This window comes from Pseudoalteromonas marina (genome assembly GCF_000238335.3).
GTDB lineage: Bacteria > Pseudomonadota > Gammaproteobacteria > Enterobacterales > Alteromonadaceae > Pseudoalteromonas > Pseudoalteromonas marina.
In genome coordinates this window covers 1,836,911-1,858,883 of the sequence record NZ_AHCB03000005.1, presented here as the reverse complement: position 1 = coordinate 1,858,883, position 21,973 = coordinate 1,836,911, and the positions used below count along the sequence as shown (strand labels likewise).

Annotated in this window: 12 protein-coding genes; 9 read left to right on the top strand and 3 right to left on the bottom strand. The window is 39.7% G+C overall.

Going from position 1 to position 21,973, the window contains the following annotated elements; translation table 11 throughout:
- Nucleotides 1-174 precede the first annotated feature (174 nt).
- Complete coding sequence (locus PMAN_RS08525) at nucleotides 175-705, top strand: hypothetical protein (protein WP_010557270.1); 531 nt, start codon at nucleotides 175-177, stop codon at nucleotides 703-705.
- A gap of 215 nt (nucleotides 706-920) precedes the next feature.
- Here PMAN_RS08525 and PMAN_RS08520 read toward each other — a convergent pair whose 3' ends face one another.
- Complete coding sequence (locus PMAN_RS08520; protein ID WP_010557271.1) at nucleotides 921-2,579, bottom strand: GGDEF domain-containing protein; 1,659 nt, start codon at nucleotides 2,577-2,579, stop codon at nucleotides 921-923.
- A 102-nt stretch (nucleotides 2,580-2,681) separates the two neighbouring features.
- Nucleotides 2,682-5,351 carry a CHASE domain-containing protein gene (locus PMAN_RS08515; protein ID WP_010557272.1) on the bottom strand — a complete coding sequence of 890 codons (2,670 nt, stop codon included), beginning with the start codon at nucleotides 5,349-5,351 and terminating at the stop codon, nucleotides 2,682-2,684.
- Nucleotides 5,352-5,642: 291 nt separating this feature from the next.
- Between PMAN_RS08515 and PMAN_RS08510 the strand changes: the two genes are divergently transcribed.
- Nucleotides 5,643-6,512, top strand: coding sequence for an alpha/beta fold hydrolase (locus tag PMAN_RS08510; RefSeq protein ID WP_033035914.1), 870 nt, complete (start codon nucleotides 5,643-5,645; stop codon nucleotides 6,510-6,512).
- A 56-nt stretch (nucleotides 6,513-6,568) separates the two neighbouring features.
- Here the strand turns inward: PMAN_RS08510 and PMAN_RS08505 are convergent, their stop codons facing one another.
- Nucleotides 6,569-6,958: a DUF2750 domain-containing protein gene (locus PMAN_RS08505; RefSeq protein ID WP_010557274.1), complete on the bottom strand. Its 390-nt coding sequence runs from the start codon at nucleotides 6,956-6,958 to the stop codon at nucleotides 6,569-6,571.
- A 215-nt stretch (nucleotides 6,959-7,173) separates the two neighbouring features.
- Here PMAN_RS08505 and PMAN_RS08500 point away from each other — a divergent pair, with 215 nt between their 5' ends.
- The 7 genes from PMAN_RS08500 (at nucleotide 7,174) to recD (ending at nucleotide 21,972) form a co-directional block, all read left to right on the top strand.
- A complete protein-coding gene (locus tag PMAN_RS08500; protein ID WP_010557275.1) occupies nucleotides 7,174-8,217 on the top strand; it encodes an alkene reductase in 1,044 nt (347 codons plus the stop codon).
- Between the two features lie 189 nt (nucleotides 8,218-8,406).
- Nucleotides 8,407-10,683, top strand: a complete 2,277-nt coding sequence (locus PMAN_RS08495; protein WP_033035895.1) for a TonB-dependent receptor domain-containing protein — start codon at nucleotides 8,407-8,409, stop codon at nucleotides 10,681-10,683.
- Between the two features lie 69 nt (nucleotides 10,684-10,752).
- On the top strand, nucleotides 10,753-11,877 hold the full coding sequence (locus PMAN_RS08490) for an alkaline phosphatase family protein (RefSeq protein ID WP_010557277.1): 1,125 nt from the start codon (nucleotides 10,753-10,755) through the stop codon (nucleotides 11,875-11,877).
- Nucleotides 11,874-12,929, top strand: a complete 1,056-nt coding sequence (locus tag PMAN_RS08485) for an alkaline phosphatase D family protein (protein WP_010557278.1) — start codon at nucleotides 11,874-11,876, stop codon at nucleotides 12,927-12,929. Before PMAN_RS08490 ends, PMAN_RS08485 begins: the two co-directional genes overlap by 4 nt.
- A gap of 181 nt (nucleotides 12,930-13,110) precedes the next feature.
- Nucleotides 13,111-16,407 carry an exodeoxyribonuclease V subunit gamma gene (recC, locus tag PMAN_RS08480; RefSeq protein WP_010557279.1) on the top strand — a complete coding sequence of 1,099 codons (3,297 nt, stop codon included), beginning with the start codon at nucleotides 13,111-13,113 and terminating at the stop codon, nucleotides 16,405-16,407.
- Nucleotides 16,394-19,960, top strand: a complete 3,567-nt coding sequence (gene recB, locus PMAN_RS08475) for an exodeoxyribonuclease V subunit beta (RefSeq protein WP_010557280.1) — start codon at nucleotides 16,394-16,396, stop codon at nucleotides 19,958-19,960. Before recC ends, recB begins: the two co-directional genes overlap by 14 nt.
- Entirely contained in the window at nucleotides 19,957-21,972 is a 2,016-nt protein-coding gene (recD, locus tag PMAN_RS08470) for an exodeoxyribonuclease V subunit alpha (RefSeq protein ID WP_010557281.1), read from the top strand. The genes recB and recD overlap by 4 nt, the downstream gene beginning before the upstream one ends.
- The last annotated feature ends 1 nt before the right edge of the window (nucleotide 21,973 follow it).

Here is a 21,973-nt window from a genome sequence, read left to right as displayed (position 1 = left end):
CTGAAATTTGGATGTGAGCATTAATAAATATCTAACTTAGATTTTAGGTGGTGTTTAATTGCCCATCTAATAAGAAGGGGGTTTAGTTTCTGACTGCAAAGTAGTTGCTTATAGATTAGTGTTGGATTATTGTTTTTATAACAGTGACAAACGCTAAAGCACATGGATGAATTAATGACAGATTGGATTGATAGCAAGAATATTTTGAAGTGGGTTAAGGAAGATAACGAAGACTTGCGCAACTGGCTAGCTTATCGATTCTCAAGCTATGCTGAATATTTTAAATCTGAAAACGCTTCGTTAAATAGCTTCATTAGATATGAAGTTAAAGGGTACAGTTCTAATGAGGATACTCAAAAAGTCGAGGTGCAAAGGCTGCATAAAGCCTGGAAAAGCTATGAAAGAGGCTTGAAGAATACATCTAATAAAGTGTGTAAACTTCAGCTGGAGGTGTCTAAATCAGCGCGTGATAAATTAAAGGCGCTTAGTGACGCGGATGAAATATCCCAATCTAAATATATTGAAAAACTAATAAATTACGCTAGGAAAAATCCTAAGTTGATTTCTAAAGATACAAAAGTGCAAGAGCAATACGAACTTAAAAAGAGAACTTTTGATGATATCAGTGAGATTAAAGCTATGAAGGAAGACATATCATCTATAGATGCTAAGGTTACTAGGTTATTAGATGCTTGGGAAGGGTAGAGCAAGCTCAGCGAGGGCGTTGAGGGTGCTCAGAATTTTGTGGCAGTCATGGTTATTTTTAAAGATAAATAGCTTTTAGTATACCTATTAGTATTCCTTTATTTTATTTTTAAAGGTATTATTTATTATAAACAATGGTTTATTGGTTTTCTATGAATCCCTCTTCCCCACCATCATTCAATATCAGGACGTCTCAGGACGTCCTTTTTTGTGCTTTAAATCTGCTGGGTGGTATTGTGGTTAGTAGGCGTATTATTTTTACGAGCATATTTTGCCGCATACATTCTTTCATCAGCTAAAGTAAAACATGCTTTATAATCTGTGCACTCACTGCTGCTAGCAATGCCAAAGCTTAAACCAGATTGCGGCCACGTTTGCTTTAGTTGAATATGCGCTTTATTAAGTGCTTTAGATGTGTTGTCTGCCAATTTTTCTAGCTCGTTTAACGACGAAGCACAACACAAACATATAAACTCATCGCCTCCAGTTCTATACACATCTCCTAGGTTGGCCAGTTCTTTTTTAATTAATTCAGTGACATTGATAAGTAGTTTGTCGCCACTGGCATGCCCTAATTGATCGTTTATTGTTTTCATACCATCGCAGTCAATAAATACTATTAAGTAATAATGACCTATGGAATTTAGCTTTTCTTGTAGTAATAAACGATTGCCTACTTTTGTGAGTGGGTCAATACGTGATTGCTCAAGGGCATTAATATAATCGTTTTGCTTTATTTTCAGCCATTCGGATAATGAAAGTAATATACAAATACAATCAATAGCGAGGGCAACAAGCACCCAAAGTTCAGCTGAAGCCGTTACGAATAAATTAAGATGAGATAAAATAAAGACAACAAGTGATAGGCTGTAAACAATATTACCGGTTAAAAAGTACTTTGCTCTAAAATCGTTTAAGCTCAACATTTTAAAGCCGAGCACTAACGTTAGTACCACCCATATTGCTGCTAAAGTGTGTGCTAAATAAAATACCCAATGAAAGGGTAGTACTAGGTTTATAAAGCCACTAATAAAAGCGACATAAGAAAAATACTTTAAAAATTGGCTTATTCGTGTTTTTTCAACCGTATGAAAATTAAATAAGTAATAGGCAAAGGCGCTGGCTGAAGATATCGCAAACGAAAAAATATACATACCAAAATAATGTGAGTTTATGCTTTTAAAGCTGTAAAACACGCCAAAAACCCCAGCCGCAAACGCCCAACCAATTCCGTGTAAGCCAATATAACCTGCACAATATAACGCAACGTTTTGACCTGTTTTTAAATAAAGAATGAATGCCATGCAGGCAAGGGTGAGCATAATGGTGATGGACATTATACTGAGTGAATTTATAAAAAACTGCTGGTATATAAATGTAGGCTCATCTAAAAAGGTTACACTCACTGGTTTGGCGTAATGACGTGCATTTAAATAAAGCCACAGTACGCCTTGAGAATTTGTTTCTAGGTTTAATTGAAACGCTTGTCCATGCATTATAATTGCTGACTGCGACAAACAACCCTGAGAAAAATCAGCAATTAAACGAATTCCCTGTGTATCTTGCCAATAAGCAAAACCACCATCTAGGTAGTTTGCTTGGGGTAATACAAACCAGCGTTCTTCATTCAGAGTCGACAGTGGTATTTTAGCAACAGCGGGTCCACGCATTTCAGATAAAGAAACAAGAGGGCTTTGCTTATTTTGATATGCACTGATTATTTGTTCACCCGAAACAGGTGACTTTATATTAACTTGTTGCCAAATAGCTGGCCCAATTTTTTTAATTTGTTCATCATTAAGCGATTGAGCTAATGTACTAAAAGACAATAGGGTCAACAATATACATAAATATAAACTAAATAATCTAAGCATACTCCCCCTTTAATTTGCTTATGTGCTTATGTAAAAAATACTTTATAAGTATTTATATAACCATTTAATACCCAATATGTCAGTTTTTAAGGTATTTCGGCTTTAGCTATTTTTAATATGTAATGCGTTTATTAGTTTTTGTTTTTCAATAGGTTTTGATACGTACCCATCAAAAAACTGTTCATAAAGTTGCTTTTGTTCAGAGAGCACATTGGCTGTAAGTGCAATGACTGTTTGTGATGCATCTATCCTTTTTATGGCTTTACACGCTTCAAAGCCATCCATTTTTGGCATTTGTATGTCCATTAAAATTATATGAGGTGATAGCTTTTTGTATAAGTCTATTGCTTCATAACCATTATTAGCAATGACTAATTTAGCACCTGTAGGCTCAAGAAAAGAGCTCACAATTATTTGGTTAATTTTATTATCTTCAGCAATCAAAATAACTTTATTACTTAGATCGGGAAAATCTAAATTTTCAGTATTATCATTGCTTGGTATGTTGTCAGCTTGTTCTAACGGTAGGTATATATAAAACTGGCTACCAACACCTTCTTCGCTTGTTACTTTTATGTCACCGTCCATAAGGTTTATAAGCGACTTCGTAATTGGCAATCCAAGCCCTGTTCCACCATATTCACGCGTGGTTGAAGACTCTGCTTGTTCAAATCTCTCAAAGAGCCTGTTTACAACATTTTTTGGAATACCAATACCTGTGTCTGAAACAATAGCGCAAACTTGTTCATCGTCAGTTAGTTTAAACTCAACCGTTACACCTCCTTTGTGTGTAAACTTAATTGCGTTGTATATTATGTTTAAAAACACCTGCCTTATTCTTACAGCATCACCACGCCAGTATTTATGATGAATCGTTGATTTAAATTTTAGATAAATATTCTTTTCTTGGGCAGGTACTAATAAATCAGACTCTAAATGATGAATTAATTCGTCCAGCTCAAACACCTTCTGCTCAAGAGAAAGTTTACCGGCTTCGATTTTAGAAAAATCCAGTATATCGTTAATAATAGTGGTTAATGAGCGAGTAGAGTAGAGTGCTTTTTTTAAGTAGTCTGTTGATTTATCATTCATCGGTTGCTCTTGCAGTAACTGCAGAGTACCTAAAATACCATTCATGGGTGTACGTATTTCATGGCTCATGTTTGCTAAAAATTCAGATTTAGTCTTAGAGCTTTGCTCTGCGAGTTCCTTTGCATGAGCAAGCGCGTGCTCGTGTTTTATTTGCTGGGTTAAATCAAACGCAATGCCTAAAAAACCAACAACTTGAGCTCTGTTATTCAATAGCGACGTAACACTTAAGCTCACTTGAATATGCCTACCTTTAGAGTCTACATAGGTCCATTGATTAACATCGGGTTCTGTGGGGGTTGCTTTTACAATTAATGTTTCAAATCCAGGACTCACTATTTTATTGAGCTCAATACTCAGTTGTTTTGCTTTGCTTATCAGTTCTGTTTCTAAATGAAATATGCCACAGGTTTTTTTACCCACTACATCAAATGCCTTGTAGCCCAGTAACTTCTCTGCGGCAGGGTTAAACTCGGTGATTAAACCGTTTATGTCGGTAGCTATAATAGAGTAGCTAGCACTGTCTAAAATACTACGCTGTAACATACTAATATCAGCTATTTGCTGAGTTCGCAGTTTTACATCGGTTTCTAGTTTTAAATTGGCTTGTTCAAGAATATTTTTATGTGCTTGTTCGGCTTCACGTCTTAAATTTTCTTTTTGGGCTTTTCGAAAAAATTGTAACTGTATTGCAAGCACAATTAACATAGCAATGAGTGTTAAAAAAATACCATTCACGAGTGCTTGATACTGATAGGGCAAATGCAGGTTTTCTACAAACGCGTAAGAGCCATGCAACGTTATTTGCCACTCACGACCAATCACTTTAGTCACAGTGGATACTTTAAATTCAGTGTTATTTGCTGGATTGCCGTATGTAAAAAAGGCCACATCGGTTGCATCGTTGAGATCGCTAATGGTTAAGTAGTTTTCATCAATATCAAATAATGAGTTTAAAATATTGTCTATAAGCAAAGGGGAGTATGCCCAGCCATGCAGTGCTTCAAGGCGTTCATCGTTAGATGTAGGAGTGATCTTACTCTTATAAATAGGTAATAGAATCAAAAAACCATGGTGAGCTTTCTGATCTGCTTGGACTAACGTAATAGGTGCAGATAATTGCGCATTATCTGCAAAAACTGCGCTTAATGCTGCACGTTTACGAATAGTTTCTGAGCCAATATCTAACCCTATTGCTTGTTTATTACCACTTTCAGGAAAAATATATTGGATCACAAAATGATCATTTTTATTTTCAGTAAGTGTTTTAAAATTAAATAGGCTATCGGGGCGTTCGCTTTGTGCTTTATTTATAAACTCGGCAAGTTCGTTATGTGTTACTTTTTTTATGTACCCAACGCCGTTAGCACCAGGAAACTCTTGGGCGTAATCTCTTGCGTTTGAATAACTCTTAATTGCGGTGTAGTTTAAATTTTCTATTCCAATACCCTGTATAAACCCTTTGAGGCCAAATAACCCGTATTGATATAACTCCATTCTGTTATTTATACCTACGGATAAACTGGTTAACTTGCTATTTAGCGCAGCTGTTACTTTTGAGTCTAAGGTTTGTTGATGCTGAATTTGTTGAAAGTAAGTTAAAACAATACCTGTAGTGAGGATTACAACCTGAAGTAAAGTACTTAATCGCACCCCTTTATTAGCTCTACTTTGCAAAGCCATTTAGCAATCCTTTTGTATGGTATTTTTTGAGACTGTATTATTACCTAAGAGCTTTGAATATAGCATTTAATAGTTAAGTTACAAGCTAATAATTAACTAAATTCTTTGTTAAATAGTACGTTGCTTAATACTTTTATTTAGCGTGGGTTCTCAGTTAATACCGTATTTATAGGTATTTTTGTAATGAAAAAGGCTTTCTTTTAATCTATGCGTTAAAGCTTGCTGGTGATTTTTCGAAGTTTATGGGTAATTGTGTTACAACAATTAAATACAAAAGTTTTGGTTCATAACATGTACTCACTTTCACAATGGCAATTAAGCGGTCAATTTATAAATATAAACGGGCATCAAATTTTTACTAAAACGGCAGGGAATACACATAACCCCGCGCTTGTTTTAATTCACGGTTTTCCAAGTGCAAGCTGGGATTGGGAAGGTATGTGGGATGAACTCAGTAAACACTACTTTTTAGTGACACTTGATATGCTTGGTTTTGGGCTTTCGGATAAGCCTTCAAAAGCGGATTATAAAATTGCAGAGCAAGCTGATTTATACACACATTTTTTACAGCGTTTAAATATAAGTAATGTACATATACTTGCCCACGACTATGGCGATACCGTTGCCCAAGAGCTATTAGCGAGGCAAGTGGCTAATCAAAGTGAAGTACATATACACAGTGTGTGCTTTTTGAATGGCGGGTTGTTTCCTCAAGCACATAAACCGTTATTTATACAAAAGTTGTTACTTTCAAAGCTGGGCTGGATAGTCCCTAAGCTAATGAGTAAGCAAAAGTTTGCCAAAAATTTAACCTCCATATTTGGTGCAAACACGCCACCCGCACCTGTAGTTATAGATACGCTTTGGGCGCTTTTAAATCACAATAATGGTTTACGTGTTATGCCAAAGTTAATTAATTACATTACACAGCGAAAGCAAAACGAGCAGCGCTGGGTTACTGCAATTATTAATAGCGATATACCGGTTATATTTATTGCAGGTGAGCAAGACCCAATATCAGGGAAACACATGCTCGAACAGTATGAAAAAATAATACCTAATGCCCGCACACAAGGCTTTGCTGAGCTTGGGCACTATCCGCAAGTTGAAGATGCTAAAGCAATCACTCAGGCATATTTAAATTTTAGAAAGCAGGTATAAAAAACGCGGCTATTGTAAAGCCGCGTTTATAAACTAAATAAAGTTATGCTAGTTACTTAGTATTTTTTCTTTGGTGCTTTTAGTTGCCTTTCAAATTCATCAGGAAATAAAATAGTGCCGTCGTCTTCCTCTGTCGGGAATACGGCAATAAGTAAGTCGTCTTCTTCAAGGCCAGGTGTCCATCGGCTGAACCAATCATTAGTAGGGATTGCTTTAGGTGTGCATCCTTCCCAGTCGCCCGTTGCCCATGCTTGTGCAAATTCTCGTGTAGGCCATACAGGCACACAATCGTCATCTTCGTTAGTAAGCATTACACAGCCGTCGTCGTCATTTAAAATCCATACTTGCTTGTACTGTTGTACGGTTTCAAACATAAAAGCGAGACGCTTTTTGGCTCCAAGGCCTAAAATTACGTCGTGTTCTTCGGTTGCATTTACGCGTGTCATGATGGGCTCACTTTTGTTGCGGTCAATTTATATTTATAGCGTACAAGTATATCGAGTTATGTGACATCGTGTTGAAAACTTCACAATTAATTTTTGTTATTTAGATCTGTTTTATGGGTTAGTCAGTATATTTTGAGCAAACATTCAAAATTGATCTTGAATGTTGCCTAAATGGCCGCACTTAGTATGCATACACTTAATCAAGGATTTATAAAATGAACACAGATTTACTTACACCATATCGATTAAATGACACGATTGAGCTTAAAAATCGTGTATTAATGGCACCGCTTACACGTTGTATGGCTGATGAAAATTTAGTGCCAACGCAAGATATGGTTGAGTATTATGCTCGCCGCGCAGACACAGGTCTTATTATTAGCGAAGCGACAATTATTCGCCCAGACGGGCAAGGTTACCCAACTACGCCTGGTTTGTTTACACGCGAGCAAATTCAAGGTTGGAAAAAAGTGACCGACGCTGTGCATGCAAATGGTGGTAAAATGTTTGCTCAACTTTGGCATGTTGGCCGTGTAGCGCACCCTCATTTTTTTGATGGTGAAGTACTCGCACCTTCAGCAATTGGCGTAGAAGGTTCGGTACCCCGCATGCGTGAACTGACTTACATCACGCCAAAAGCCGCGACAATTGACGATATTAAATCGTTAATTGCAGATTTTGCCAAAGCCGCCGAAAACGCAATTGAAGCCGGTTTTGATGGTGTAGAAATTCATGGCGCAAACGGCTATTTAATTGATCAATTTTTACATTATGAAGCCAATGTACGTGAAGACGAGTACGGCCAAACACCGCAAAACATGGCTCGCTTTGCACTTGAGGTTACTGATGCAGTTATTGCTGCAGTAGGTAACGAGCGTACAGCACTGCGTGTAACACCTGGCGCCTACTTTAATATGAGTGAAGATAACCGCGACAAAGCGGTATTTGACTACTTACTACCTGAACTTGAAAAACGAAACCTTGCTTACTTGCACGGTGGTATTTTTGACGACAGCACAACATTCGAATCGCTAGAAGGCAAAACTACATCAGCGTTTTTACGTGCGGGATACAAAGGAGTACTTGTTGGTGTTGGTAGCTATAGCTTTGAGTCAGCTAAAGCAGCAATTAATGAAGGTAAGTTTGATTTAATTGCGATTGGCCGCCCGCTAATTGCAAACCCAGATTATATTAGTAAAGTATCAAACGGCGAAGAGTTAGTGCCTTACAGCGACGAGATGCTTGCTGAGCTTAAGTAATTTGTAGTAATTAAAAAAAAAGACACTTAATAGCTTTATTAAGTGTCTTTTTTTTTACATATTTTCGCCATTATTTTCTCATATTTTTTTAATCTTTATGTCAATAAAACAAAGCGTTATTGTCATATTTAAAAATCATACTGTGCCCGTTTTCATAATAAACCATTAATAAAATCAAACGGGACAACAATGTACGCTTTAAAGAGTAAATCGATTTTGAGCATGGCCATTGCCATGGCGGTATCAACATCTGCTTATGCTAACGACGAAACCACTATTGAAGAAGTAACGGTTGTGGCAAAGCCAACCAGTTACGCTAATAATGTGATTGAACCTGCCATGTTAGAGCAGCAAAGCACGGTTTCAAGTGTGTTGTCAGTCATTGATAATTTGCCAGGCATTAGCATAAATGAAGGTGATGCATTTGGCGGTGACGATTGGTCTACCACAATTACGATGCGTGGTTTTAGTATTGACGGGAATCAGCAACAGTTAGGTATGACAGTTGATGGCATTCCTAATGGTGGCTCTAACTATGGCGGCGGTGCAAAAGCAAATCGCTACTTAGACTCTGAAAACCTTGCAACCGTTGAAGTCGGTCAAGGTACGTCTGATATTAAATCGGCTTCACTTGAAGCACTTGGCGGTACATTTAACTTTGTCAGTAAAGCACCAAGCCTTGAAAAAAGCACTACTTTTGCTTACACGTCGGGCAGTCACGATGCTACACGATATTACTTAAAACACGAAACGGGTACATTGTTTGATAACACCCAAGCTTACGTTAGTTACTCACAAACTGATACTAGCCGTTGGATTGGTTCGGGTAGCAATGGTGGTAAAGATAACCAACACGCTGAAGCTAAATTTGTTACTACATTAACGGATTTAACCATTACCGGTCGTATATCATACGACGACGTAAGCGAAACAAATTACAACAGCGTGAGTCTAGCCCAATTTGAGCAAACACCAGACTGGGATCAACTAACGTGGAATTGGACGGGTGTGCCGCATTTTGACCAAATGTTTGCAGAAGGTTGGGGTACACTTCGCGAAAATACGTTAGCGTATTTAAAGTTTGAATACGCTATTTCGCCAACGTCATTACTTACTGTTAGCCCTTATTATCATAAAAATTCAGGACGTGGCGATTGGATCCCACCTTACCTAACAACCCCAGTTGATGAAAATGGTAACCCAACAACCGAAGGTGGCTCAAATGCAGGGTCTTACGGTTTTACCGACAGTGAAGGTAATCCGCTTGCACCCAACGCAGATTGTACAGCTAGCTTAAGCTGGCCATGGGAATCTGGCCCGGGGTTAAACCCTGCGTGTTACGATGCAGGAGCAACACCGGTTATGTCGTATCGTCATACTCATTACAATAAAGATCGCTTAGGCGTAACAGCCCATTATGCCGCTACATTTGGTATGCACGACATAGAAGCGGGCTTTTGGTATGAACAAAGTGACCGCGACGAATCGCGCGATTGGCACAAAGTGATAGATGCACGTATTTATCACCACTACGACAGCACGCCTTACTGGACTCAATATAAAAATACCTTTGAAGCCGATACGCTAAAATGGTACGCACAAGATTCAATGGCATTTGGCGATTTAACGCTTAACGTAGGTGTTAAAAAATACCTCGTTGATATTGAAAAGTTTGATCATTACCAAAATGCAACCACTGCAAAAGTAAACAGTGACTCAGATATACTGTTTAGTGGTGGTATTGTGTACCAGTTAAATAACTCAACAGAGCTATTTACTAGTTATAGCGAAAATTTTGCAGCTATAAAAGATGGTGTGCTTGAGCGCGACAGCTCTGATTTATCAGCCATAGAACCAGAAACAGCTGAAAATATTGACTTAGGTGTTCGTTACCAAAATGATGCTCTTAAACTCACCGCTACAGCTTATTCAATTGAGTTTGATAACCGTATTACCTTTATTGCACCTGGCAGTGATACTGGCGGCATTGACTATACCATTGGTACTAATGGCTCTTACTTAAATGTAGGCGGTATTGAATCACAAGGTCTAGAGCTTTCAGCAAGTTACATGCTTAGCCCTGAGTGGAGTTTTTACAGCTCGTATACAAATAATAACTCAGAGTACAAAGGTGATGCGCCAGGTTTTGAAGCGGGTGATAAGGTTATAGACTCAGTGGATGACTTATTTGTGCTTTCTACCGATTATTACAGTGGCGATTTTCGCTTTGGTTTGTCGGCTAAATATACCGGTGAGCGTGGCGACGTAGATAGCTACACTGTGCTTGATTTAAATGCGGGTTACGCAGCACAAGTTGATGCAGGGCCATTTAAAGCTATCGATATTGCTTTTGTTGTTTATAACGTAACAGATGAAAGCTACTTAGCTGGCGGCACAGGTAATGGTTCAACTTACTTTATAGGCTCGCCTCGCACTGCGGCAGTTACCTTTACAGCTACGTTTTAACCAATCAATTACGTAAATATAAGCCCGTCACTTTGATGGGCTTTTTATTTAACGTGAGGTGTAAAATTCATGCATAAAATATTAAAAGTATTATCGGCGAGCTTTATTTTACTTGCCAGTTCTGTGTGTGCGGATGACGCAAACGTTGTGCTTGTAACCCTTGATGGCGTGCGCTGGCAAGAAGTATTTAGTGGTGCTGATAAAAACCTTATTAGTAATAAAGACTTTGTTAAACAGCCGAGCGATTTAAGTAATGAATTTTGGGATGAAAATTCAAACAAGCGTCAGCAATTATTAATGCCTTTTTTAACGCAAGTAGTGGCTAAACAAGGCGTGATTATTGGCGACAGAACAAAGGGATCTACAATGTCGGTTAGTAATCCGTGGTATTTTTCGTATCCCGGTTATAACGAAATCTTAAGTGGCGAAGTAGATGAAAATATTAACAGTAACGATAAAGTGTATAACCCAAATAAAACTATTTTAGAGCGTTTAGACGCGCAAGCTGAATTTAAAAACAGCACCGCGTTATTTGGTAGCTGGGATGTGTTTCCATACATTGTAAACACCAAGCGCAGTAACGTATATGTAAATGCAGGGTTTATGCCTATTGCAGAGGATTTATTTGCCGATGCGCCACTTTTAAATGCACTGCAAAAAGAAATCCCCAGCCCGTGGACAAATGTTCGATTAGACAGTTTTACCTACCGTTTTGCCAAAGCCTACATGTTGGCTAAACAACCCAAGTTGCTGGTAATTAGCTTAGGTGAAACAGATGATTTTGCTCACGATGGTCATTACGATGCTTACTTAAAATCAGCCAAACAAAGCGATGCATTTTTAAAAGACTTATGGCAAACCATTCAAAGTACCCCAGGTTATAAAAACAAAACAACGCTTATTATTACTACTGACCACGGCCGAGGGAGTCATGCAAGCGATTGGCAACACCACAGCTCTAAACAGGCCTTAGCCAATTCAGTGCAAGGTAAAAGGGCATTCCCAGAGGGAATTGTTGGTTCGGAGCATATTTGGCTTGGCGCAATTGGCCCTGCCATTAAAGGAAATGGCCTAATAAAAATTAAAAATGTTAAACAAGCGCAAATTGCCGCTACAGTGCTTGCGGCACTTGGTCAGCAACCACATACAATTAACCCCAATATGGCACCCGCTATTAAAGAGATTTTAAAATGAAAATGTTATTAAACCCTATTTTATATTCAACGCTTGCGTTGGTTGTTAGTGCAAGCGCGATGGCTGCACCATCAAAAATATTGTTTGGCTCGTGCGGGCATCAAGACAAAGATATCCCAATATTCGACACCATAAACAAAGAGCAGGGCGATCTGTTTATATTTTTAGGCGACAATATTTACGGCGACACCAATGACATGTCAGTGCTTGCTGATAAATATCAAAAACTAGGTGCAAAACCCGGCTTTAAAACCCTAAAAGAAAACACACCTATTATTGCAATGTGGGACGATCACGACTTTGGTCAAAACGATGCAGGAAAAGAATACCCTCACAAAGAAGAATCGCGACAAATTATGCTCGACTTTTGGGGCGAGCCTAAAAACACAGAGCGTAGAACACGCTCAGAAGGTATTTATACCTCGTATATGTATGGTGAAGGCGAGCAAACGGTGCAAGTGATTATGCCCGATTTACGTTGGAACCGTGACACACTTAATCATGTAAGCGAGCTTGAATATTACACCAAGCGTAAATTAAACAACCAAGGCCCATATAGCCCAACAGAAGTAAAAGGCGCATCAATGCTAGGTGAAGCGCAATGGCAGTGGCTTGAGCGCGAGCTTAAAAAACCTGCTGCTATTAAGCTTATTGCATCAAGCTTGCAGTTATTGCCTGATTTTACAGGCTGGGAGTCATGGGCAAACTTTCCAGAGGATCGAAATCGTTTATTTACGTTAATTAAAAAACATAAAGTAAATGGCGTGGTGATCATTAGTGGCGATACACACTGGGGGGAAATATCTAAATACGATCAAAACCTAGATTATCCGCTTATTGAAATGACCAGCTCAGGTTTGACTGAAAAATGGAAAGACGTCAGCCCAAATAAGCATCGCGTGGGCGATTACACGCACAATGTAAACTATGGTGATTTAAGCATTGATTGGAAACAAGCCGACCCAGCTATCTCATTAAAACTCAAAGGGATTGACGGCAAGGTCATTATGCAAAGTAACTTTGGCCTTTCAAGTATTAGCCCTTATAAATAAAGCGCGATATAAATAATAAACGCACAGTGATTAAAAAGTGATTAAAGTAAGTTCTGTGCGTTTATTTTTTGTTTAACTACCTTCTAACTTGCTGTTTTATTAACGTCATTTTCCCCTTATTGCTACCCCTATAATTGAAAATATCTTACACTGGTTTTACTTCAAGTAAGGACAGTGTCGTATGCTCAATATTATTCAATCAAACCGTATGGAAGCCCTGCAAGCACAGTTTCATCAACTGTTAAAGGTAAGCCCATTGCAAAGCCCGTTCGATAAAGAAGTGGTGCTGGTGCAATCTCCGGGTATGTCGCAGTGGCTAAAAATTGGCTTGAGTGAGCATTTAGGTGTGGCTGCTCAGGTTGATTTTCCGTTGCCATCGAGTTTCATTTGGCAACTATACCAGCAGCTATTACCTAATGTGCCTAAAGAGTCGGCCTTTAACAAACCTAACCTTGCATGGAAATTATTTTCAATTTTACCCACTTGTATTGACGAACCGCTTTATTTACCCCTAAAAACCTACTTAGAGGGCGATATTGATGGCCAAAAAACCTTTGCTCTATGTGAAAAAATAGCCGATGTGTACGATCAATACCTAATGTATCGACCGCATTGGATAGCAACTTGGGATAGCGGCAATGATGAACTCGATGACGTAGATGTCACCATTGCACCATGGCAGCCTGATTTATGGCGCCGAATTGTAAAATTAAGCAAAGCGCTCGGCCAAAGCCAATTTCACCGCGCAAATATGCAGGGGCAATTACTTGCTGCGTTGGAAAATATGGACAACAGCTTATTACCCAAACGCATTAGTTTATTTGGTATATCAGCCATTGCCAATTCTCAGCTTGATGTGTTTGAAGCATTGAGCAAAAAAACAGAGGTGTTTTTATTCTTTTTTAACCCGAGTGAGCATTACTGGGGTGACATAATTGACGAAAAAACAGCGGCTAAAATAAACGCTAAATACGCCAAAATGCCGCTGGTGGAAGCGCAGCAAAAAAAACAATCTAACCCAGATGAAGACTATTACTTTATAGGTAACCCACTTTTATCGTCGTGGGGGAAGTTAGGTCGCGATTATTTTGAACAGCTAGTGCAACTTGATGCCCGTTGGATTGATGGCTTTATAGATGCTTTTGACACTACATTACTTGGGCAAGTGCAAAGCGAAATTTATCAGCTTGCGTTTAAAGGGGAGTCGCTTACCGATAACAAAGAATGGTTTATAAACGATGAAGGTAAATTACCAGTAAGTGCAAACGATATCAGTATTACCCTTAGTGACTGCCATACACCGCTTAGAGAAGTTGAGCGATTACACGACTACTTACTTAATTTGTTTAACCAAAACCCTGCGCTTACCCCAAAAGACATTATTGTAATGATGCCCGATGTAGGCACATACAGCCCCTATATAGAAGCTGTATTTGGTGGTGCGCAAGGCAGCCGCTATATTCCCTACGCGTTAGCTGATTTAGCCATAGAGCAAGAAAAACCAGTACTAAGCTCGTTTGCCAGCTTAGCTAACTTACCGTTCTCGCGGTTTGGCGTATCAGATATTTTAGATTTACTCCAAGTAACTCAAATAGCTGAAAAGTTTGGCCTTGAAGCGCACGAGTACGAACAAATACAATACTGGCTTGAACGCGTAGGTGTTAAATGGGGCATCAATGCCGAACATAAACACAGTTTTGATTTACCCGCCATTGAACTAAATACATGGCAGCATGGTTTAAACCGTTTATTACTGGGTATTGCCATGCGCGACGAGCAATGCCCATTTAATGGTATTTACAGCGCCGACGAAGTAGAAGGAATGGCGCTTGATACGCTTAATAAACTGGTAGACTTTATCGATGTGCTTCAAAACTTTAAAGCCAAGCTTACCCCCGACGACACCCTCACTAATAAGGCGCAAATTTTAAGCGAGCTACTTGGCGCTGTTTACGAGAGTGAAAGCGACGACAGTTGGGATTTATTAGTGCTGCAAAAAGTGCTTGAAGATATTCAAAAGCATCACGATAACGGCGACTACAATCAAGCGGTGTCGCAGCGCATAGTTAGCTATTTAATAAAACAGGGTATACAAGAAAAAGGCGTCGGTCAGCGGTTTTTAGTGGGGCAAGTAAATTTTTGTACGCTTATGCCCATGCGCGCCGTGCCATTTAAAGTAGTGTGCATGCTAGGTTTAAACGACGCTGACTACCCACGTAATGTGCAGCCTATTGGGTTTGATTTAGTACCACACTCTAAAAAACAAAAAGGTGACCGATCACGAAAATTAGATGACCGTTACCTATTTTTAGAGGCGCTACTTAGCGCCCGTGAAAATCTTTACATGAGCTATATTGGCCGTTCCTGTTTTGATAACCAACCTCGTATGCCATCAACCCTAGTGAGCGAGTTATTAGAATACATAGGGCGTAGTTTTACGCTGGGTGACGACTCATCTAAAGCATTACCTGCATGTTTGATTAGCCAGCAACACTTGCAACCGTTTAATAGCCACTACTACCAAGATAATAAAAATAGTACCGTGCTTAATGATCACAGTTATAACCCAATTTGGTTGCCAAATGAGCCCATATTACCAGAGCCAGTTAGCGCACTTGATGTAAAACCACCTGAACAGTTAGAGCTTGATGTATTTATACGCAGTGTTTGCAGCGCACAAGAAAGTTTTTACAATCAAACCTTGGGTTTACGCTTGCCGCAATTTAACGAAGTAGCAAAAGATGAAGAGCCATTTAGTATTGATGCGCTGCGCCGTTACTTTTATTTAGACGAAATATTAGAAGCCACAATTAACGATACGCCAATGAGTACTGAGCAAATTTTGCAACGCGGCGAGTTACCGCAAGCGAATGTGGGAAATTTAGTTTTACAAAGCATGCAACACCGCGTTGACGCGCTTGCAGGGCAGGTGAAAGAGCAAATAAAAGCGGGTAAAAGTGAGCCTATAGAGGTGTCGTTTAATATTCAAGGAACACAAATCCAGGGCTGGCTTAACCATATTTTTATGCAAAAGCAGGTGTTTTACCGCAGCGCCAGTATTAAAGCCAAAGACATGATTAGAGGCTTTATTTATCACCTTGTGGCACAAAGTTTGGGGCATAACCTCGAAACGTTATTACTTGGGCTTGATAAACAAATTAGCTTTGCGCCTATGGGCAAAGCAGACGCTGATTTAATTTTGGCAGATTGGTTTGAATTATATAAAGCACTGCGTAAAGAGCCTGTGGCGTTTTATCCGGTAAGTGGATACGAATACATAAAAACGGGTGGCGATATGGCAAAAGCGATGAATAAATTTAGTCCGCAATACATAGGCCGAGGTGAAGGTGAAAACCCCTACATTAGATTAACGGTGCAATCACTTAACGACTGCCAAGACGAGTTTATTAGCTGGAGCGAAAAGCTACTCGCGCCGTTATATGAGCATGCTAAGGAGAGCGACCATGCAAGCGCTTAATCCACTTACTATGCCACTCAAAGGGCAAAGTTTAATAGAAGCCAGTGCCGGTACGGGTAAAACGTATACTATTACCGGGTTATATTTACGCTATTTACTTGGCATGCAAATACCGGGTGAGCTTAATGCTCCTTTAAGTGTAGAACAGATTTTGGTAGTAACGTTTACCGACGCTGCTACTCAAGAAATCAAAGACCGTGTGCGTAACCGTATTATTGCAGCCAGAGATGCATTACTTGGGCAAACCCCAAACGATGAGTTAATTGAAGGCGTAATTGCCGCAGTAGATGACAAACATAGAGCCTTTGATTTACTGGACGCTGCCGCAAAATCGATGGATGAAGCCGCTATATTTACGATTCATGGCTTTTGTCAGCGAATGTTAAAGCAACATGCGTTTGAATCAGGTGTGGCATTTAATTTAGAGTTTATTTTAGACGAGCGCGACATACTGCTCGAAACAATAAAAGACTTCTGGCGTTCGTTTGTTTATCCACTGAGTGAAGACAGAACCGATGCTATTTTAGATGTATTTGCAGCACCCGAGTCTTTATTTTCACAAGTAGCCAGTATTTTAAATAAAGCCAATGCGCACATAACACCGCAAATAAACTTAGATGATGTATGGCAAGCTCGTGATGAATACCTAGCTCTCATCCCACAGTTTAAAAAAGATTGCCAAGAACACGCATTTACTGATGCTATTAAAGGCTCCGGCCTAAGTGGTGCTAAAACCCCCGCTCGCAAAGCAAGCCTTGCAGCGCTTGATGCATTTTGTGCAAGCGGTGACGTGTTTTTTGAGTTTGGTACCAATAAGTATTCGTTTGAAATATGGAGTACCGAGAACTTAAGTGACACCACTAACTATAAAAAAAATCAGCCTTTGTTTACGCATCCATTATTAAGTCAGTTTGACACCTTATCAGCGCTTAACAACACCATGAACCAAGGTTTAAAAATAGCGTTGGTACAAGAAGCTGCACGCTGGGTAAAATCAGCCATTGTTAAGCGCAAGCAAGAGCAAAGTGTGATCACCCCCGACGACTTACTCACTAATTTATACACTGCACTTAATAATGAGCAAGGTGATGTGCTTGCGCAAAAGATTGCGCAGTTATTTCCGGTTGCTATGATAGATGAGTTTCAAGACACCGATCCGATTCAGTATGGTATTTTTAGTCACATTTATGGCCAAGCCAATACTACACTTGCCATGATAGGCGATCCTAAACAAGCTATTTACGGTTTTAGAGGCGCAGATATATTTACGTATATAGGCGCAAAAAAGGCGGTAGACGAGCCTCAACAATTTACACTGGGCACAAATTTTCGCTCAAGCAGCGATATAGTAAACAGCGTAAATAGTTTATTTAGCAAACACGACAACAGTTTTATTTATAACGATGTTATCCCGTTTAACAAAGTGAGCGCTAAGGGTAAAAAAGCAGATGAATCGTTTTTAATTGATGGTAAACCGGCCAACGCCTTTGAATTTAATGTGTTTGTAGATGAAGCCGCCGATGAAAAAAATAAACCCACCAGTAAAGGATTAGGGCAAGCACACCTAGCCACTTACTTTGCGAATAAAATAGTCACTTTGTTAGAACGCGCTAAACAAGGCACAGCGTGCATAGGTAAAACGCCAATAAGTGCGGCAGACATATGTATTTTGGTGCGTGACCGCGTTGAAGCGCAAATAATGAAAAAGGCTTTGAGCGAGGCTAAAATTGCCAGTGTGTATCTATCCCGCGACAGCGTGTTTAGCCAAGAGTTAAGCCATCATTTACTTAATTTTTTAACTGCATTACATGGTCAATATGACGAGTCATTACTTCGTGGTGTGCTCGCAGGACCGTTATTTTGTTTAAGTTATAACGATGTATACGCACTTGCCGATAACGAAAACGCTTGGCAAGAGCACTTAAACTTTTTTGCTCAGCTTAGCCATATTTGGCATAAGCAAGGGGCAATGGCCATGCTTGAGCGATTACTAAGTCATAATCAGTTAAGTGCTAAATGGCAAGGTTTAGGCTACAACGTGGAGCGGTGGCTTACCGACTTTAGACACCTTGGTGAAATATTACAGCAAAAACAAATTGAGCTTGAAGGCACATTACGCCTACTGCGCTGGTTTGCGCAAAAGGTGAGTCAACAAGATGGCGAAACCGTACAGGTGCGTTTAGAAAGTGATGCAAACTTAGTTAAGATTGTGACAATGCATGCTTCAAAAGGGCTCGAATATCCATTGGTATTTATGCCGTTTGCCAGTGGTTATCGTGAAACTAAAGAAGCGCTTTATCATAAAAATGGCAAACTTATTTATGATTTAAGTAAGAATGAAGACGCACTCCAGCAGGCTGAAAAAGAGCGCTTAGCCGAAGATTTACGTTTATTGTATGTAGCGCTTACGCGCGCAGTGCATTTTTGTGCGCTGGGTGTTTATAACATAGGGCAAGGGCAAAGTAGTCGGTTAGCAATTCAAAGTAGTGCGCTTGGGCATGTGCTGTTCTCAGAGCTCGAAATTTCAAGCAGCCAAATATGGCGAACACATTTAAGTGAGTTTTGCGACAAGCACACATTTATGTGTTATCAACAATTTACCTCTGAAGAATTACGCCAACAGGGAACCTTACAGTTTGCTAATACCGAGGCTGCTCAGCAAATTCTGAGTGTAAAAAATAGTAAGGCGCACATAGAACGAGATTGGCGTGCAACCAGCTTTAGTGCATTGAGTTTTAAAAAGCACAGCGATGAATTAGCCCCAGGGCGAAGCGATGAAGATCACGAGAAAGACGAGTTTGCCGTTCAACAAGACGAACTCCCTTCACCTTTTAGTTTTCCTAAAGGGGCAAAACCAGGAAGCTGTTTACACGAAATTTTTGAACAAATTGATTTTACAAGTCCAGTTGTTCACCCTACAAACAGCGAGCAAAATTTGTCACAGGTAATTAAACGGGCCTTTGAAAAATATCACATTAGCGACACATGGCAGCCAATTGCCCAGCAGTGGGTGCTCGATGTACTTAATTGCCCATTGAATGCTCAAACTGATTTAAGTTTAAGTAAGCTAGCGCCCAGTGACTGCTTAGTCGAAATGGAGTTTAATTTACCGCTGACCAGTTTAAGTGCCCCCAAGCTTAACGAAATGCTAATTAAACATTTTGGCTTTGTACAAAGTAAGCTGGATTTTTCTCATGTTAAAGGGCTTTTAAAAGGCTTTGTGGATTTAATATTTTGCTACCAAGGGAAATATTATATTTTAGATTATAAATCTAATTACTTAGGTAATACGCCTAAAGATTATGAACCCGAGCAGCTAGAGCAAGCCATGAGCAGCCATCAATACCATTTACAGTATTTAATATATACCGTAGCGCTGCATAGGCTATTAAAGCAACGCATTAGTGACTACTCAATTGAGCGTCACTTAGGGGGCGTGTATTACACCTTTTTACGTGGCATGCCAGCAGGGCAAGGTGTTTTCTTTAATCAATTAACACTAGAGCAAGTAACTATCTTAGATGGCTTATTTAGCCAAGGAGCCATGCTATGAGTGAGTTAAATCAACAGCCGGGTTTATTTGACGCGCTAGAAGACGACGTTGAACAGGCGCCTTTAGCGCATGAGCAACAGGCAATATCTAATAGTGTGGTTACCGAAGTGCCGTTACTGGATTATTTACTGGGCGAAAATAGAATACGCGTCGTTGATGTAAAACTTGCGCAGTTACTCTCAAATACGGATGAAAGAACACATAATGAGCTGTTTTATATTGTATTATTGTTATGTATAGCCCAACAAAGCCAGCACAGTTGCTTAACATTAAACACCATAGATTGGTCCAATCCATTTAATTTACGCCAGAGCGACTTTAATAAAGTTGAAGGAAATATTCCCACTACGTATAGCCCATTTTTGCAAGGGTTTAACCAACAAACCGCGTTAACCTACTTACAAAATCATCAAAGCGTTGGGGATGCCAAACCACTTCAGTTATTTGACCAACGCCTTTATTTTTCGCGTTTGGCAGCTTACGAGCACATACTTGCAGAGCGGCTATTAGCCATGAGTGAGCGAGCGCTTAATATTGATAGTCAAACTCTTACTGCTTTATTGCAACATTATTTCCCAGAGCCACCCGTGGCCGACGTTGACTGGCAAAAAGTGGCGTGCGCCATTGCAGCAACTAAAGGGTTTAGTGTAATAACCGGTGGGCCAGGAACAGGTAAAACAACCACAGTAACTAAGTTGCTGGCTATATTGCAATCGCTTTACAAAGCAGCGACATTAAGCATAAAGCTGGTGGCACCGACGGGTAAAGCTGCGGCAAGGCTAAGTGAGTCTATTTTAGGGGCTAAAAATCAGCTAAGTAGTATACCCGACGATATAAAAGCGCTAATCCCTGACACCGCGCAAACTATTCATCGCTTATTGGGGGTAAAACCTTTTACTAATAAATTTAGACACACTCAAAGCAATCCTCTGCACTTAGATGTGTTAATTATTGATGAAGCAAGCATGGTGGATTTATCGCTAATGGCGAAATTAATAGAAGCTTTGCCTGCTCATGCTCGATTAATATTGCTTGGTGATAAAGACCAGCTTGCCTCGGTTGATACAGGCAGCGTTATGAGCGATTTGTGCCAAGGGCTTGCACTTGGGCGCACACCAAACTACTCAAAGCAGCGGTGTGATGAACTAAATGCGCTTTGTTTTGATGATCAGCCTACATTAATATCGCAGGGAAATAGCCTATTTAAACTAGCCGATTGCATTGCCTTTTTACAACGCAGTTACCGCTTTGACGCTAAAAGTGGCATAGGGCAACTAGCATTGGCAGTTAATACAAATAATAGTGGCTTATTAAATTATGTAGAGCAGGAAAGTGTTGAAGGGCGTTTTAGTGATGTTATTTTGGATTACGACTTTATAGGTAAACCAATAGAAAACCTAGTAAATCGAGCAGCCAAACATTATGCACACTATTTAAATTTAATTGCCCAAGGTGAGAGTGTAGCCAAAGTGCATGCTGCGTTTGCAGGTTATCAATTACTGGCCGCAGTAAAAGAGGGCGACTACGGCGTTAATAATTTGAATCAACGCATCGAACGCACCCTGCAGCAACAGGGTTTAATAAACGTAACCCCAAACCAGCGCCACTATAGTGGTATGCCCATAATGGTGAGCCAAAACGATTACCAATTAAAGCTCTTTAATGGCGATATTGGTATTTTAATGAATGATGAAGCTGGGCAGCTTAAGGCTATATTTATCGACGAGCAGGGCAGCAAACGTGCATTTTCACCGGCTCGTTTACCCGCACACGACAAAGTGTTTGCAATGACAATACATAAGTCTCAAGGGTCAGAATTTAGCTATACCGCAATGGTTTTACCGCCATTACAGCAGGCAAGTGTTGGGGTTAATCGCCAGCTTGTTTATACCGGAATTACCCGTGCTAAACATACTTTTGAGTTAGTTGCCGATAAAAAGGTACTGCAGTTAGCAATGAATAAAACTGTATCGCGCTCATCTGGTTTATATGAGCGGTTACAAGTGAAATAAC